This window comes from bacterium, assembly GCA_021372515.1.
Taxonomy (GTDB): Bacteria; Gemmatimonadota; Glassbacteria; order GWA2-58-10; family GWA2-58-10; genus JAJFUG01.
Window position 1 is genome coordinate 16,736 of record JAJFUG010000039.1, and the last position, 15,832, is coordinate 32,567.

A 15,832-nucleotide genomic window follows, 5' to 3' on the forward strand; every position below is an offset into this window, starting at 1 on the left:
ACCATGCCGCTCAGGAGCGTTCCAGAAAAAGCCTACCGTTGGCTCGACGAGCGCATGGGCCTGGAGGACATCTTCGCTTTCCTCCGCCACAAGGAGGTGCCGCAAAGCAGCTCCTCGATCTGGTACTATTTCGGCGGAGTCTCTCTCTTTCTGTTCCTGGTCCAGGTGACCACCGGCATACTCCTGCTGATGTACTACCGCCCCGGCACGGCCAGCAGCTACGAAAGCCTCCAGTTCATCGTGAGCAAGGTGAATTTCGGCTGGCTGGTGCGGGACATCCATTCCTGGTCGGCCAACCTGATGGTCCTGTGCGTGATGATCCACATGTTCAGCGTGTTTTTCCTCAAGAGCTACCGCAAGCCCCGCGAGCTGACCTGGATGAGCGGGATGCTCCTGCTGGTGCTGGTGCTCACTTTCGGTTTCAGCGGCTACCTTCTGCCCTGGAACCAGCTCGCCTTTTTCGCCACCAAGGTCGGCACGGACATGACCGGCAGCGTACCGCTGATCGGGGACTACGTGCTCAAGGTGGTGCGCGGCGGCCAGGATGTGACCGGGGCCACGCTGTCGCGCTTTTTCGGTCTGCACGTGGCCGTGCTGCCGGGCATTTTCACTCTGGTGCTCAGTTTCCACCTCTTCCTTCTGCAGCGCCAGGGGATGAGCCAGCCGGTCGACTGGGAGGACCTGCCGCCGGAGCGCAAGCCGGTCATGCCGTTCTTCCCCAATTTCGTGCTGCGCGAGTTCATTTTCTGGATGTGCGCCCTGGCCGTGATCAACGCCCTGGCCGTGTTTTTCCCCTGGGAGCTGGGGATCAAGGCCGACCCGTTCGCCTCGGCCCCGGCCGGCATCCGTCCCGAGTGGTATTTCATGTTCATGTTCCAGAGCCTCAAGTTCCTGCCGGCGCATGTGGGCCCGCTGGAGGGCGAGTTCCTGGGCCTGATGCTGTTCAACCTGGCCGGCGTGGTCTGGTTCTTCCTGCCGTTCTGGGACCGCAGCGGCGGGCGGGGCGGCACGGCGCGGCTGGTGACCTGGCTCGGCGTGTTCGTGGTGGTCTACATCCTCGTGATGACAGTGCTGGGCTACCTGCTCTCCTGAGGAGCGCCCGGAACGGACAACCGGCCGCGCAGGGGAGTGTGACAAACCCCGCGGCCAGCCCTCAACGGCTGAGAGGAAACCGATGAGATTCACGATCCTGCTGGCGCTGCTCGCCCTGCCGGCCCTGGCCGCAGGGCAGCAGTCCGGGGACGGGAAACCGACCGCCACCGACAACAACTGCATCCGCTGCCACAGCCGGCTGATGAAGAACTACGCCTTGCCGGCCCAGCGTTATCACGATGATATCCACGCCGACAACGGGGTGCTCTGCTCCGACTGCCACGGCGGCGACCCCACCAATCCCAACCGTCACGACCGCAAGGACCCGAAGCAGAATTTCCGCGGCAAGCCCACGCCCCAGCAGATCCCCGGTCTATGCGGCCACTGCCACGGCGACCCGGTCTATATGCGCGCGCACAACCCCAAATTGCCGGTAGACCAGCTCGAAAAATACCGCACCAGCCGTCACGGGGAACTTTTGTTGGGCAAAGGCGACCCCAAGCCGGCCCAGTGCGTGAGCTGCCATAGTGTGCACGACATCCGACAGGTGGGAAACCCCGCCAGCAAGGTCTACCCGACCAACGTCCCCGGCACCTGCGCCGCCTGCCACGCGGATGAGAAATACATGGCCGATTACGGCATCCCGACCAACCAGTACGCGCTGTTCCGCAACAGCGTGCACGGCGAGGCCCTTCTGGGCCGCGAGGACACCGGCGCCCCGGCCTGCAACGACTGCCACGGCAACCACGGGGCCTACCCGCCCGAGGTGCAGAATATCGCCCAGGTCTGCGGACTGTGCCACGTGCGCAACGACAAGCTGTACGAGGCCAGTTTCCACAGCTCGATCTTCGAGAGCATCGGGGTGTCGGGCTGCGTGACCTGTCACGCCAACCACGGCATCCGTCATCCGGTGGACGACATGCTGGGAGCCGGAGACCGCGCCACCTGCGGCAAGTGCCACAGGGACGGCCAGGACGACCCTGGATTCGCTCTGGGCCTGGAGATGAAAGGCGTGCTGGACGGGCTGTCGCACCAGCTCGACTCGACCACCTCGCTGGTGGACAAGGCGGCCAAGTACGGGATGGAGGTCTCGGAGCTGCAGTTCGACCTGCGCGACATCCGTCAGAGCCTGATCGAGAGCCGCACCAGCATCCACTCGTTCGACACGGACGAGGTGCGCAAGAGCGCCGCCCCGGGGCTGGCCCTGGCCGCCAAGGTGGACACCCTGGCCGGACAGAGCCTGGCCGAGCACGGCAAGCGCCGCTGGTGGCTGGGCGGGGCGACCCTGGTGCTGCTTTCGGTGATAGCGGGCGTGATCATGCTGCTGAGGCAGGTGGAGCGGAAGTAATCTATCCTGATTCTGCCGGAACAGATTAAAACAAAGAGCCAGTCGCCGCAACGGCTGGCTCTTTGTATTTTACGTGCGACTGCGGCTCAATGCACCGGCAGTTGGGCATGCCCGGCGGATAACAGCACCAGGGCCGCCAGGATCAGAAGGGCCAGCCGCGCCTCGCGCGTCACCCGGAGCCGCCCGCCGAGCACCCGCCTGAAACCGGCGGCCAGGGGGCGTCGGTTGAGCCAGACATGCCATGCGCCGAACGCCACGAACACGAACCCCAGTGCAGTGTGCACAGCCATCCAGGCGTGACGGGCCCCGGTCAGAGGGGCATCCTGCAACAGGTGCAGGGCCAGGCCGGAAAAGGGCAGGCTCAGCGCGGAAAGCCCAGCCATCTGGGCGCTGAAAGCCCGCTTGTCGAGACTTCTCTGTGCAGCGTTCATTTTCCACTCCCCTGTATAGAGTACAACGCCCCCTGCGGGCAGGCCCGGACGCATTTCAGGCAACCGGTGCACAGCTCGGCACTCTTGACCAGCGCGTGCTTGTGAAGGCCGAGCATGGAAATCACTTTCAGCACTCCCCGCGAGCAGGCCTCCACGCACCGGCCGCAAGCCTCGCAGGCCGTCCGGTTCAGGGCGACATGCTCCGTGTGAAGACTTCTCATCCGCATTATCTCGTTCCCTCGGAGTACTATGTTGAAGAACATAACGCCCTCATTTCTCCGTGGCCCCGTTAGCCAGCTTTTTACCCAACTGCCAGAGACTTTCCACCGCGGCCTCGACCGGCAGCTCCGGGTCGATGGCCCGCAGGAAGTGCAAGCCCATGATCGCGGCCATAAAAAGGGCGGCCGCACCCGGGTCGCGGGAACCGAGTCGGGAGGCGATCTGCTCCCGCCGCAGGCGCAGATGCCCCGCCAGCATTGTCTTCACGGCCGGCATCTCCTCGGCCAGGCTGAGCATCTCGCGTAACAGCGCGACATGGTCGTCATCCTTCATAAGGTGCTCGGCGAGCATCTTCTTCCGCTTTTCCGCCTCTTCCGTATTCAGGATATTGCCAACTTCACCAGTCCGGTCGTCCATGCTGTCGACATGCTTGCCCAGTTCATGTTCCAGCACCGCCAGCACCAATTTCTCTTTGGAGCCGAACAGGTGGTGCACCATGCCGTGGTTGATCCCGGCGCAGCGGGCCGCCTTGCGCACCGAGAATTCCTGGTGCCCGTTCTCGATCAGCCAGCGCCGCGCTCCCTCAATCAGCCGGTTTCGGGTCTCTTCCATCCGGACTCTCCTTTGTTAGTCAGTTGACTAATAAAGTATAAATCCCTCCCGCAAAGCTGTCAAGAGAATACCCTCAAAACAAAACGGCCGCCCAAGATGACCTGGGCGGCCGTAACCGCGTACTGCCATAACCTGCTGATAAAATCACTACTTCAGCATTACCATCTTGCGGGTCTGCACGAAGCTGCCGGCCTGCAAGCGGTAGAAATACACTCCGCTGGCGACCCGGCCGCCTCGCTCATCCGTGCCGTTCCAGAACACGGTGTACGTGCCCGCGTCCTTTGGCTCGTTAACCAGGCTGCGCACGCGCTGGCCGCGCAGGTCGTAGACATCCAGACGCACCTGCACGCCGTTCTGCCCCTCGGGCACACTGTAGCTGATCGTGGTGGAGGGGTTGAACGGATTGGGCGTGTTCTGCGCCAAAGCGAAAGCCTTGGGCAGGCTGGCTCTGGCGCCCTTGCCGTACAGGGCCAGGGCCAGGTCGGCCTTCTCCTCGTCGGTCAGGTTGAACTGCCCGGCCATCTGCTCGATGTAGCGGATTTCCTCGGCGCTCAGACCCTCCATCGGCTCCACGCCGCTTTCGCCGGCCGCTGCCAGCAGGGTGCTCTTGTTCGGGCAGGTGCCGGCCCGTATCTGGGCCAGCAGGGCCACCGCGTCGCTGATGTCCTTGGTCCCGTCATTGTTGTAGTCCAGACGGGCGTCCTCGGGATCGGCGCGGCGCAGCAGCAGGAAGAAGATCACGTCGCTGATGTTGTTCTTGCCGTCACCGGTGAAATCGCAGGTCTTGGTCTCAGGTCCGCCCAGGTCCTCGAGCGCGTCCTCCAGCAGTGAGACCGCCAGCGACGGGTTGTGGATGCCCCGGCTGCCGTCGTTGTTCACGACATACCAGTTGTAGGCCGCCCGGTACTGCTTCTCGGTCAGCTTGCCGGCGTTGTAGTCGGCGGTGCTGTAGAGCGGACTGCCCGAGTTGGACAGGGGCAGTTTGGCTTTGATCTGGTCCAGGAGCTGGGTCACGCGGGTCTGGATGCCGTGATAGTCGAAATTCTCACCCATGTCGGCGTGGCAGCCCGTGCAGGCCTGGGTGTTGTAGTATTCATGCATCGCACCGGTCGAGTCGGTGATCTCGGCTTTCACGGCAAAGGTGTGCCCGCCCACGTAGTCGCTCTTGTCCGAGCTGGCCGCGGCCATGTGGCAGCCGACACAGCGGTTCGTGACATAGCGGCCGTGCAGGCCCTCGGGATATTTCTTGCCCGCATAGCGGTAGCCCACAGTGCCGTTGAGCATGTCGCTCTGGTGCGACTCGTGCAGCCTGGCCCCGACCAGTTCGTTGCCGGGACGCAGATGGTGGCAGACATCGCAGGCGTGCGCCGCGGTGCCGTCGGACTTGTACTTGGCCACACCCAGCGAATCGCGGGACAGGTAGTCCTCGGCCAGGCGGAGCTGGTGCTCGGCGCCCTTTTCGTGCGGGTCGTGGCAGACCTGGCAGGTCTGTCCGTTGGCGTTCTTGTAGGGCGCGGCCGCGGTGTGTGCGTCCTTGAAATTGACCTCGAAAAATCCCTCGGCCGTATGGCAGGGCACGCAGGTGTTGCCGGCGCGGTTGAACGCCTCGGAGGGCGTGAAAGCAGAGCCGTGCAACGAATGCCGCCACTGGGTCGGAATGACGTAGTACGGCTTGTTGTCATGGCAGTAGGCGCAGACCCCGGCATCGTAGCTCACCGCGATAGCCGACTTGTTGCCCTTGTGCTGGCTGCCCGGGCCGTGGCAGCTTTCGCACTGCACGTTGGCCAACTGGGCCAGGTCGGGGTGCTGGGTGACCAGTGTGTCCCACTGCCCGGCGCTCATGACCGCGGGGAAAGTCCAGCCCGCGGTCTTGGCCAGGTCATCGAAGCCGCCGTTGACCGCCAGGGTGTCGTAGCCGGTGGAATGGCACTGGACACAGTTCTGGCCGAAATGGCTGCTCAGGGTGCCGCTGATTCCCCGCTGCAGCGTGGTGGCGTGATTGGTCATGCCCCACGAGGCAGCGACATCGGCATGGCAGCCCGCGCACTGGCCCTTGGAGAACGAGGGCGAGGCGCCGCCGATATTGCCGATACCCACATAGTTCGCCGCGTTGACCGTAAGCTCGGCCGTGGTGGTGATAGTATCGGTCACGGTCAGGCTGACGACATAGGCGCCGACCATATCCGGCATGAAATGGACCTCGCGGGTGGAGGTCCCGCTCAACGCAGACTGTGAGCCGCCCGGTTTGGTCGTGATCGACCAGGCATAGGTGGCGCCCGTGTTCACGCTATTCAGGAAGACCGGCTGGCCGACCCCGGCTACAGCCAGGGGCGTCGAGCGCTGTGTCGTCAGATGCATCTCCGTGACCTGCTGGGGCGAATAGCCCACCAGGTCGATCACGGCATCCGCGAACAGCGGGTATGCGATGAGCAGTGACAGAGCACCCGCTTTGAGAATGTGTCCTGCGATTTTCCGCATAACAGTGCTCCGGGTGGGTTGGCGGTTGACGCACGGTCCGGGGAGCCGCAGAGGCAGGCGCGCCCCGGCGACGTGCGCTCGACAGTCCTGGCGGGGCCGGAACTGTCAGTATTGGACAGAGTTATGGCGCATGGCCCTCCTTTCGGGTGAATCCAGGTTTCAGGCCTTGAGCTCGGTTGTCCGGGAAAGAGCGAGCCTGACTTCCTCGGGGTCCAATCCGTACTCCTCGGTCACGCCCTGGCGCACCAGGATCGGTCCCTGGATGAATTTCTCGTTGGTGATGCGGTAGAAAATCCGCTGGCCGTCCTTGCGCGAGGTGACAATCCGCCGGTCTTTCATGATCCGCAGGTGCTGGGAGGCGTTGGACAGAGAGATTCCGGCCTCCTCGGCGATCCGGGTGACTGTCATCTCGCCCCCGCTCAGACACCAGAGGATTTTCAGCCGCTTGGCATTCTGGAAAATCGAGCAGAATTCGGACTGGAGAGCAAAGATGTCATCGGCGCACAACGCTTTGTTTTTCATGTTCGTTCCACTCTGCGGTTGCGTGGGGACCGACTCTGCCATATTGCGTGGATACATGATTCAAGGACAAGGCAAGCAACAGCGCCCGGAGTGCTTTCAGGAACGCCGCGCCGGTCGTTTGGTCAGTTCGGCCCCCTGGCACAACGCTCCCATCGAGAATCTTTTCGCATTAGTAGACTGGATTTACGGCAACCGGGCTTGGCTCGATCTATCGGAAAAAGCCGCATCTGCACAGGGCAAGTTGTAGCCTTTATTTTGAGGAGACTGTTTCAATGTACAGGTTTTTGAACGTCAGTTCAAGCGAAAGGATACTCAAAATTTTTACCATATTTTGGTATTTTTCCTGTGTTTAACCGACTGTGCCCCACCTCGCCCCGGAGCGTGGAAAAAGCCAGCCCGGGCGTTTAAAAATGGGACACAACCTTATTGACCCCACCGGTTGCATGGGTTACTATACAGGAAATTATCCTCTTCCGCAGTCCGCGGGATACGCACCCTCACTCGACCCGGCAAACAATGAAAACCCTTATAAATTTCCTCTGCGCCCTGCTGGTTTCAGCCTCTGTCTCACCACGTCCCGCCACTGCCTGGGACCGCGGCACAGTGGCCTACGAGGGCCCGCCGGGAGTGACTGTCACCCCGGTTATGCCGGATTCTATGCATTTGCTCAAATCCGGCGCGGCGGGTGTGCCCCTGCATCTCAGTGTCAGGAACGAGTTGGACCGCCCCCTGGTGGGAGCTTTGCTGTATGCCGGGATCACCGATTTCCAGGGGCATGGAAAGCAGGATTTCTCGCTGCTGCTGGATATCCCGGCCGGCGCAAGCCGTGAGCTGAGCTTTACGGCCGACAGCCTCAGCGGCTGCCCTGGGTTCTACGACGTGCGGGTGCTGGCTTTCGACCACGGGCGCGAGCTGGGCGGCACCGAGTTCACTTTCGGCCTGGATGTGGACTCCATCGACACGCCGCCCTACCCTCCGGCCGATTTCGACTCTTTCTGGCGGGCCACCCGGGATAGCCTGCGCGCCGCTCCGCTGGAGGCGAAAGTAGAGAAAGAGGACTCGCTCTGCACCGCCACTGCACAGGTCTTCCGGGTCAGCTACCGCAGCCTGCACGGGGTGACCGTGCACGGCTGGCTCACCCTGCCCGTGCAGGGGAAAGGGCCGTTCCCGGCCTTTCTGGTCCTGCCCGGCTACAGCAGCGGACGCATCCAGCCCCGGCCCGACCTGGCCGAGCTGGGCTGGGCCAGCCTGGCGCTTCAGGTGCGCGGCTACGGGGTGGACCGGAAAGAGTACCCGCCCGACAACAGCCGCTACATGACCATTGGGATCGACTCGCCGGAGACCTATGTCTACCGCGAGATAATCTGCCACTGCCTGCGCGGGCTGGACCTACTGGCCGCACGCCCGGAAGTGGACCCGCGCCGCCTGGGGGTGTTCGGGGGCAGCCAGGGCGGCGGGCTGTCGCTGCTCACCGCCGGGCTGGACAGCCGTGTGCGCCTGGTCTCGGCCGGGGTGCCGTTCCTGACAAATTTCCCGCTCTCCATGAGCATGACCGGTGCGCCCTACCGCGAGGTGGTCGAGTACATCCGTCAGCACCCCGAGCGCAGGGAGGCGGTGATGCGCACCCTGGCCTACGTGGACGTCCTGAACGTGGCGGGGCGGATAACCGCGCCGGTGCTGGTCTCGGCCGGCCTTTTCGACCGCACCTGTCCGGCGCCCTCGATCTACGGGATGTTCCTGCGCCTGGGCTCCAAGGACAAGACAATCCGCCTCTACCCCTACCTGGACCACCTGGAAGTGCACTCCAGCCACGCGCAGTTCGAGCATGACTGGCTGGTCCGCCACCTTTTCGCCGCAGAACAGGTAAAGAAGTAGCAAGGAGGGTTGCCTGAGGCTGAACTTTAGTGCGTGAACGGATCAAATTCGTATAATGAAGCAGATGTCCGCCCTGGGATTACATTTCGCTTTTCCCGGCCGGACAGTATATTTCGGTAACCCGGCTTCACTCATGGATCGTTCGGACGAGTCGGCCCAGCCGGACAGCGACCCGGCAACCCCGGCCTGACACTTTTCGGAAGCGGATTATGGACATATTGACTCTGGATTGCGGAACCACCCGGATAAAGGCCGGTCTTTTCGAGATCCCGGACAAAAGCCAACTGGCCGAGTCCGGTGCGGCCGCGCCGATCAAGGCGCCCCTGCGCCTGTGGGTCGACAAGTCGCGGACCCCGGAGGAGGAGCAGGAGGGCATTGTCACCAATTTCGACCGCAGCACCCTGGATGTCGATTCTTACCTGTCAAGGGTGCAGGATCTTATCAAGCGGATCGTGGAGGAGCTTGCCGGCGAGGGCGTGCGGATCGAATGCCTGTGCGTGACCGCCTGCTGCCCGGCCCTGGTGGCCCTGGACAGCCACATGCGGCCGCTGTACCCGGCCCTGACCCACCTTTTCCGGGGCAGCCAGGTGCAGGCCAAGGAGCTGACCGAGAAAATCGGCCGGGAGCGCTGGCTGGCCACCGCGGGCAACCTCCCCGCCCCGGGTGGCATCTCGCTGACCGCCCTGCAGTGGCTGGCCGCCAACCGTCCCCGCGTGGCGGCCGAGGCCGCCCACTGGGTGCATCTTCACGCCCTGATCCTCTACAGCCTGACCGGCAACCTGGTGACCGACCCGACCCAGGCCTCCTACACCGGCCTGTACGATGTGCCGAACGCCGGCGGCTGGCTGGATGAAAGCTGGCTGGAGCAATTCGGCATCAGTCGCGAGCAGTTGCCCGAGGTCCGTCCCTCCGACTCTTTCGCCGGGCGGCTCACGGTCGAGGCCGCGTCCGTGACCGGCCTGTGCGAGGGTATCCCGGTCGTGACCGGCGGGGCGGATGTCCCCACGGCCCTGACCGCGGCCGAGGAACTGCTTCCCGACTCGGCGCTCAACATGAGCGGCACCACCGAGATCGTGGCCGCCAGTTGCCAGGGGTTTCCCACGCCGGGAGGCGGTTTTCTGCTGCGGCCGCACATGGCGGCGGGACGCTGGGCCGTGGCCAAGATCAGCCCTATCGGGGGGCAGACCCTGATCTGGTTCTACGACCGGTTCTGCCGGGACATGTCGCCGGGACGGTTCTGGGACTGGGTGCTGCGGCTGGATGTGGAGGTGGAGCGCATGGTGGAGGACCAGATGGTGGCTGAGGAGCCGGGCGAGGTGGTGGAGTTCGCCCCGTTCCTGTTCGGCTCCCGGCATGATCTGTCGCCGCTGCGGGCCTCGTTCACCGGCCTGACCGCGGACACCACGCGCGAGGACATGCTCTGCGCGGTGTTGGCCTCTTACAGAAAATGGCTGCACGACGCCTCGCAGGAGGTGGCGGCTGTGGTGGGACGGCCCCTGTACCGGGTAGTCACCTCGGGCGGCTACGATATCAGCTCCTTGGGGTTCCACCGGCGGGCGGCGTTCAACCGCTCTTCTCTCACCCCCATCGAGGCCGCGGTGCTGCGCGGGGCGGCTATCCTGGCCGCCCGGGCCCTGGAAAAGGAAAGCTGACCGCTCCGGCTCAGACCCCGAAGACCCAGGACGGCAGCTCCATGCGCGCGCCCTTGGCCGGGTCAACGATCTGGGTTATTTTCAGCTCGCCCAGCACGTTGACCAGTTGACGGGCCACTTCCTCCTCCCGGCCAGTGACCTGGCGCAACAGGGCCACCATGTCATCCGTGGCCTGCCAGGCCGCCTCGTTAAGGTCGACATGCGCCCCCAGGGTGGCCACCATCTCCTGGCGCAGGATCACCGGCCGCTCGGAAAGCCGTTGCGGCAGCTTGCGGAAACGGCAGAGCGTGCGGGTGTCGGTCTCGATGCCCTGGCCGCGGATTTCGCCGTCCCCCTGCGCCGCGTGCCCGTCCCCTACCCCCAGCAGCGCCCCCTCAACCTGCGCGTTCAGCACCAGGGTGCTCCCGGCGCGCACCTCACGGCAGTCCATGTTGCCGCCGCAGTCGCCCGGCGTGGCGGTGTCCATTTCGCCCGCGGCCGGGGCCACGCCCACCACGCCCAGCATGGGCCAGAGCGGAAGGTGCAGGCCAGGCTCCAGCACCAGGTAGCCGCCCTGGATTTCGTAGACCTTGCCCCCGCTGTAGCCCCAGTCGCCCACCCGGAGGTCCAGGATGTCCATGGCCAGCGCGTCGCCCGGTCCGATGCCCTCAATGAACACGGGCCCGGTGGCCGGATTGGTCTTGTCCCCGGGCTGGGACTTGAGAAACTGCCCCTCCCGGGTGACCAGGCCCGGCATGCCGTGGCTGGCCTCGATCAGCACAAGCTCTCCCAGGGCCACGCGGTAGGCCGGCGTGAGTCCCGCCTTGAACACGGTGAAACTGTTGTCCTGGCCCAACACGCGCACACCGCTCAGGTTGTCGCCGGCAAAGGTGCGGGCCTGGCCCAGGCCGGAGAAAACGCCGCCTGAGGCTTGCTGCCCGGCTGTCAGGGCCAGCGAGGGCAGCACGGCGGCACCAAAACCGAAGCAGCCGAAAAATGTGGCACGGTCCATTGCATACCTCCCCCGGTCATGAATGAGACATAGCTGTTGGTTCCCGTTTCCACCGGGAACGCTTCAATTGCCTTTCAGCGGGTCGATCACATCGCCGCGCAGCTCCAGGCGTGGGCCGAGCAGGGTCGGGTCGATGGCGATGGCCTTGTCGAACATTTCATGCGCCTGGGAAGCCCGGCCCTCGCTCTTCAGGGCCAGGCCCACCAGATAGTGCGCCTCGGCCTGGAAATAGCGGTTCTTCTTGTCCAGCTCGCCGGCGGCGAAAGTCTGCATCGAGCCGAGCAGACGGTCGGCGTCATCTTTCTGCCCCAGTTCGCGCAGGGCCGGGATTATGAAAAAATTCTCGCTGTTGTAGCTGTCGCGGTCGCCCTTGAGCGATTCCCAGCCGGAAACAGCCTTCCTGTACTCTTCCTGCGCCTGGGCGCTCTGACCCAGAGCGGCCAGGGTGCGGCCAAGGTAATAGTGCACCCGCGGGGCGTTCTGGTACTGGAAATCATCCGCCCCCAGCGAGCTGGGCGGGTAGAGCGCCCGCTCGAACTCGGACTTCGCGGCGGCGTAGCCGCCCCGCTGGAACGCCTGGGCGCCCACGGCGTAGCGCAGGAAACGGTACTTGTCGCGCAGGCTGTAGTCACGGTGGCGCTGCTCGAACACGTGGTGCTGGATCAGGCTGTCGGCGACCGAGTAATGCCCGGCCACCAGGTGCGCGGTGAGAAGCCCCTCCACCAGGTAATCATCCTCCGGTGAGCGCTGGATCGCCCGTTCGAGCAGGGCGAGCTGACGGTCGAAGGCGCCCTCGCGCGAGTAGAGCAGGCTCAGGTCGGCGAAGGTGCGGGTATGCTCGGGGTTCAGGCGGATCGCGGCCTCGAGCTGCCCGGCGGCGGCCTCCATCCCGCGGCCCTGCTCGGCCAGGGCCAGGCCCAGGCTGCGCCGCAGGCTGAAATCATCCGGGGCCAGTTCCACCGCGGCCTGCCACTGGGCTATCGCCTCATCCGGACAGCGCAGGAAATACTGCAGGCAGCCTAACAGGTAGCGCGCTGTCACGTCCGAGGGGTTGTACACGATCGCCTCGGCCAGGGCCTCGCGGCTTTCGCGGCGGAACGGGAATCGGTCTACATTGCCGCGGCTTTCACTCCCCTTGCGGCAGGCGTCCCCGGCCTCGGAGTCCCGCCCCAGACGGCGCAGGCAGAGGGCCTTAGTGTACCAGAATATGGCCGGGGCGCCGTAGGGGTCGTGGTTGACGCGCTCGGTGATCTCCAGCACCGCCAGGGCCTCGCTCCAGCGGTAGAGGTCGCGGTAGACCGAGGCCAGCTCCAGCGATTCCTGGCTCTGGCCGCCCAGCAGCGAGTCCAGGGCGGCGCGGTCCGCCTGCTCCCCGCCCAGGAAAGCCCGCTCGGCCAGGGCCCAGCGGTCGGTGGGGTCGAGGCGGAGTGCGTCGTCGAGCTGCTCCCGGGCCTGGTCGTTCAGTCCGCTCAGACGGCAGGTCAGGGCCAGCAGGTCGCGGGCGTAGAGGTGTGTGCCGTTGGCGGCGACAGCCTGTTCCAGGTGCGCGCGTGCCTCATCCAGCCCGCCCCGGCGGAAAGCGATCTGGCCCAGGCTGTACTCGCGCTGGGCGTACAGCCCGGCCGTGGGCGGGATGAAATAGAGGTTGCGCTCGGCCTTGGCGCTGTCGGCCGCGGCGAGCTGGGCCCGGGACAGATAGTAGTAGGCCTCCTGGTTGTAGGGATCGCGGTCCACCACCGCGCTCAAGTGCACCACCGCGCTGTCCAGATTCTCCTGGTCCAGGTGCCAGAGCCCCAGGCCCAGGTGCGCCCGCGAGTAGCCGGGGTCGCGCTCCAGGGCCGCGCGCAACAGCGCGGCGCCGGTCTCGGCGTGCATCTCCTCGATCCGGGTCTCGGCCTCCAGGACCAGTTCCTCCGCGCTCATCTGATCCGGGGTCTTGCGTGTCTTCTCCAACTGGCTGGTAAATGGCGTGTACTCACAGTGGCCGGGGTCACGGTCCGGGCGGCGGTAGTCCAGCACCACGGCGCCGTCGCCGCCGGTCACCCGCACGCGCATCCCGCACAGGGCGGCGCTGTCCGCGGCCAGATTTTTCAGCTCCTTGACGAACGGCTTACCCGGGGCCAGGTCGGCCGGGCCCTCGAACAGGACACGCTCACCGCCCGCTCCGGCCACGCTCAGGCTGACCCGCGCGCCCGCGAGCACCCGGTTGGGCGACAGCCCCAGCCGCACCGAGGATTTCCTGCCTTTCGGGTCGGCGCTCACTGTCAGGTTCAGCGCCAGGTCGGCCGTGGTGGTGGTGAGCCCCCCGATCCCGGCCACCGGGAACCAGCATTCGGTCCAGCCCTCGTGGGTGTGGGGCGCCAGCCACTCGTAATGGCCGTCCCATACGTTGCGCCCGCTCTGTATCTCGATATAGGGGCCGGCCTTGTCCGTGTAGCCGTGCTCGATGGACTCGGCGCGGCGGCTGTTACCCCAGGTCCAGGTTTTCATGCCCTGGGTGATCCGGCGGTCGGCATAGCGGAACGTACCGTAGTCCAGGTTATAGTCGTAAGCCCCCAGGAAATTGTCGTAGATGTCGATGCCGAACACGCCCAGCATGTGCTTGTTGTTCTTGAACCAGGAGTAGTCCACCCCGTTGTAGTAGGGCCAGTCGGCTACCTCGCTGGTGGTGTGGCCGATGGTGCGGCCCATCGGGTAGACGAAGCGCGTATTCTGCGTGGCCGGCACCCCGGCGTTGACCCAGAGCATGTAGGGCTGACGGTCGTCGCGGCAGTTGTAGAGGCCCACGGTGAGCTGCAGGGCCGCAAGGCCCGGACTCAGGGTGAGGATATAGTCCAGCTTCATCCTGAAATAGGGGTCCATCGAGCTGAGGACCAGCGACGCGCTGCCGTCCGGGTTGCCCCGCACCCGGCTGAACCAGTACGGCTCGCCGTCCACGGTGAGCATGTGGTGGTCGTGCGGCCCGGTGATCTCGATGTCCCCCACCGGCCAGGCATGCTTGGGATTTACCCCCGAGAACTTGAGCACGTCGTTGCGGTAGAACACCTCGCGGCCGTGCACCTTGTCGTAGAGCGAGTAGACCCGCCCGCCGAAATCCGGGACCACGGTCAGCCGCAGGTACTCGTTCTCCAGGAAAACGGCGTCGTACTTGCGCGGCGCGGGAGTCTCGCTCTTGTAGGGCCGCATGAAAGGCGGCAGAGGGTATTCGCCCTCCAGGGTGGAGTTGGCAAACAGGGTCGGCTCCAGCTCGCGGCCCGAGAACTCGTAGCTCGCCAGCTCCACCTGTCCCCGGTAGACCTTGACCGCCCCAGCGGGTGGCGCCTGGGCCGCAGCCGCACCAACTCCCACCAGTATCGTCAGCCCGATCAATATGTTGACAACGCGCCTCGACCGTATCACCTTATCTCCAGTGTTGTTATGTTTGCCGGACTGCTGAGGACAGGGATTAATTCATCAGGGAAAACCAATCTACGGGCAAGGGACTTTCTTTTCAAGTTTCTTGGGACCGGATGCGCGGGGAGAGAAAATGGCGCAGAGAGTGAGCCTGCTTAGCTTGGAGAATCCGCTGGGGCGTTTTATCCTGGCCGCCACCGGGCAGGGGCTGTGCCGGGTGCACCGGATCGCGGAGGGAGCGGAGGAGGAAGAAACACGCCTGCGGGTGCTCAAAGACCTGGAGCACCGTTTCGGCGAGGTCGAGATAATACCCGAAACGGCGGACCTGGACCCCGCGGCCCGTTACCTGGAGAGTTTCAGCCGCGACCCGCGCGCGGCCGGGCGCTACGGGGGCCGGCTGGACCCCGGCGGCACCGCGTTCCAGCGGCGGGTCTGGGATCTTCTGATCGAAATACCGGCAGGCAAGACCCGCGGCTACGGCGAACTGGCCGCCCTGGCCGGCTCACCGGGCGGGGCGCGGGCCGCCGGGGCGGCCTGCGGGGCCAACCCACTGATAATAGTAATCCCCTGCCACCGCGCCATCGGCGCGGACCGCAGCCTGACCGGGTTTGGCGGCGGTCTGGAGCTCAAGCGCCGTCTGCTGGCAGCCGAGGGAGCACTCCCCGCGGAAACGCAACCCAGCCTGTCACCCCTGTTCGAGAATCCGGGCGCCTGAGGCTGCCTTCAATCCTCCCGGGCGGCTGTGTCCCGGTCGGCTCGCGGTTTTCCCGGACCGCGCTGCCGGAGGGGTTCTGTCCCCAGCCCCGGCTCCTTTTCCACCATCGGCAGGCTGTCCGCGCGCACGACCAGCCGCGCCCCGAACCGACCGGCCACGATGCCGTGACGGCCTTCCTCGACCCAGCGGCGGAGGGTGGATTTGGAAACCGGCACCGGCATGCGCGCCACTGCCTCACGGATGGTTATCCACTCCCGGTTGTCCCTGGCGAACCCCATGGCTCCTCCTGTGAAATTCTGAGACACCATCTGCTTCGAATGCGTTTACTTGACTTTTCCGCCACAATGCTTTAAAGTTGCTCAAGAACGTATTTTTTAACATTCCTGACAATTCGTGCGCAAGTAATGAATATGCAGCAGACTTATTATTTATTAATAAATTTCTTATTGGATTTTATCTTATAATATGGCGTTCGATTTGTCAATTATTTTAACACACTGGATA

The 15,832-nt window shown here is 64.6% G+C and carries 13 protein-coding genes; 5 read left to right on the top strand and 8 right to left on the bottom strand.

Going from position 1 to position 15,832, the window contains the following annotated elements; all coding sequences use genetic code 11:
• Positions 1-3: 3 nt before the first annotated feature.
• Entirely contained in the window at positions 4-1,092 is a 1,089-nt protein-coding gene (locus LLH00_03495; protein ID MCE5270328.1) for a cytochrome bc complex cytochrome b subunit, read from the top strand.
• A gap of 82 nt (positions 1,093-1,174) precedes the next feature.
• Positions 1,175-2,440 carry a cytochrome c3 family protein gene (locus tag LLH00_03500; protein ID MCE5270329.1) on the top strand — a complete coding sequence of 422 codons (1,266 nt, stop codon included), beginning with the start codon at positions 1,175-1,177 and terminating at the stop codon, positions 2,438-2,440.
• Positions 2,441-2,526: 86 nt separating this feature from the next.
• Here LLH00_03500 and LLH00_03505 read toward each other — a convergent pair whose 3' ends face one another.
• The 5 genes from LLH00_03505 to LLH00_03525 all read right to left on the bottom strand — a co-directional run bounded on the left by LLH00_03505 (position 2,527) and on the right by LLH00_03525 (position 6,702).
• Positions 2,527-2,871, bottom strand: a complete 345-nt coding sequence (locus LLH00_03505; GenBank protein ID MCE5270330.1) for a DUF4405 domain-containing protein — start codon at positions 2,869-2,871, stop codon at positions 2,527-2,529.
• Positions 2,868-3,092 carry a 4Fe-4S binding protein gene (locus LLH00_03510; GenBank protein ID MCE5270331.1) on the bottom strand — a complete coding sequence of 75 codons (225 nt, stop codon included), beginning with the start codon at positions 3,090-3,092 and terminating at the stop codon, positions 2,868-2,870. The genes LLH00_03505 and LLH00_03510 overlap by 4 nt, the downstream gene beginning before the upstream one ends.
• A 49-nt stretch (positions 3,093-3,141) precedes the next feature.
• Complete coding sequence (locus tag LLH00_03515) at positions 3,142-3,702, bottom strand: TetR/AcrR family transcriptional regulator (protein MCE5270332.1); 561 nt, start codon at positions 3,700-3,702, stop codon at positions 3,142-3,144.
• A 147-nt stretch (positions 3,703-3,849) separates the two neighbouring features.
• A complete protein-coding gene (locus LLH00_03520; GenBank protein MCE5270333.1) occupies positions 3,850-6,180 on the bottom strand; it encodes a T9SS type A sorting domain-containing protein in 2,331 nt (776 codons plus the stop codon).
• Between the two features lie 159 nt (positions 6,181-6,339).
• On the bottom strand, positions 6,340-6,702 hold the full coding sequence (locus LLH00_03525) for a metalloregulator ArsR/SmtB family transcription factor (GenBank protein ID MCE5270334.1): 363 nt from the start codon (positions 6,700-6,702) through the stop codon (positions 6,340-6,342).
• Between the two features lie 516 nt (positions 6,703-7,218).
• On the opposite strand from LLH00_03525, the gene LLH00_03530 reads away from it, so the two are divergent.
• Together LLH00_03530 and LLH00_03535 are read left to right on the top strand one after the other, a co-directional pair.
• Positions 7,219-8,577 carry an acetylxylan esterase gene (locus LLH00_03530; protein MCE5270335.1) on the top strand — a complete coding sequence of 453 codons (1,359 nt, stop codon included), beginning with the start codon at positions 7,219-7,221 and terminating at the stop codon, positions 8,575-8,577.
• 209 nt (positions 8,578-8,786) lie between these two features.
• Positions 8,787-10,229, top strand: coding sequence for a hypothetical protein (locus tag LLH00_03535; protein MCE5270336.1), 1,443 nt, complete (start codon positions 8,787-8,789; stop codon positions 10,227-10,229).
• 10 nt (positions 10,230-10,239) lie between these two features.
• On the opposite strand, the gene LLH00_03540 is transcribed toward LLH00_03535, so the two are convergent.
• Both LLH00_03540 and LLH00_03545 read right to left on the bottom strand, forming a co-directional pair.
• A complete protein-coding gene (locus tag LLH00_03540; GenBank protein ID MCE5270337.1) occupies positions 10,240-11,220 on the bottom strand; it encodes an acetamidase/formamidase family protein in 981 nt (326 codons plus the stop codon).
• Between the two features lie 63 nt (positions 11,221-11,283).
• Positions 11,284-14,619, bottom strand: coding sequence for a DUF5107 domain-containing protein (locus tag LLH00_03545; GenBank protein ID MCE5270338.1), 3,336 nt, complete (start codon positions 14,617-14,619; stop codon positions 11,284-11,286).
• 127 nt (positions 14,620-14,746) lie between these two features.
• Between LLH00_03545 and LLH00_03550 the strand changes: the two genes are divergently transcribed.
• Positions 14,747-15,328, top strand: coding sequence for a methylated-DNA--[protein]-cysteine S-methyltransferase (locus tag LLH00_03550; protein ID MCE5270339.1), 582 nt, complete (start codon positions 14,747-14,749; stop codon positions 15,326-15,328).
• Positions 15,329-15,336: 8 nt separating this feature from the next.
• On the opposite strand, the gene LLH00_03555 is transcribed toward LLH00_03550, so the two are convergent.
• Positions 15,337-15,606 carry a helix-turn-helix domain-containing protein gene (locus LLH00_03555; protein MCE5270340.1) on the bottom strand — a complete coding sequence of 90 codons (270 nt, stop codon included), beginning with the start codon at positions 15,604-15,606 and terminating at the stop codon, positions 15,337-15,339.
• Positions 15,607-15,832: the final 226 nt, after the last annotated feature.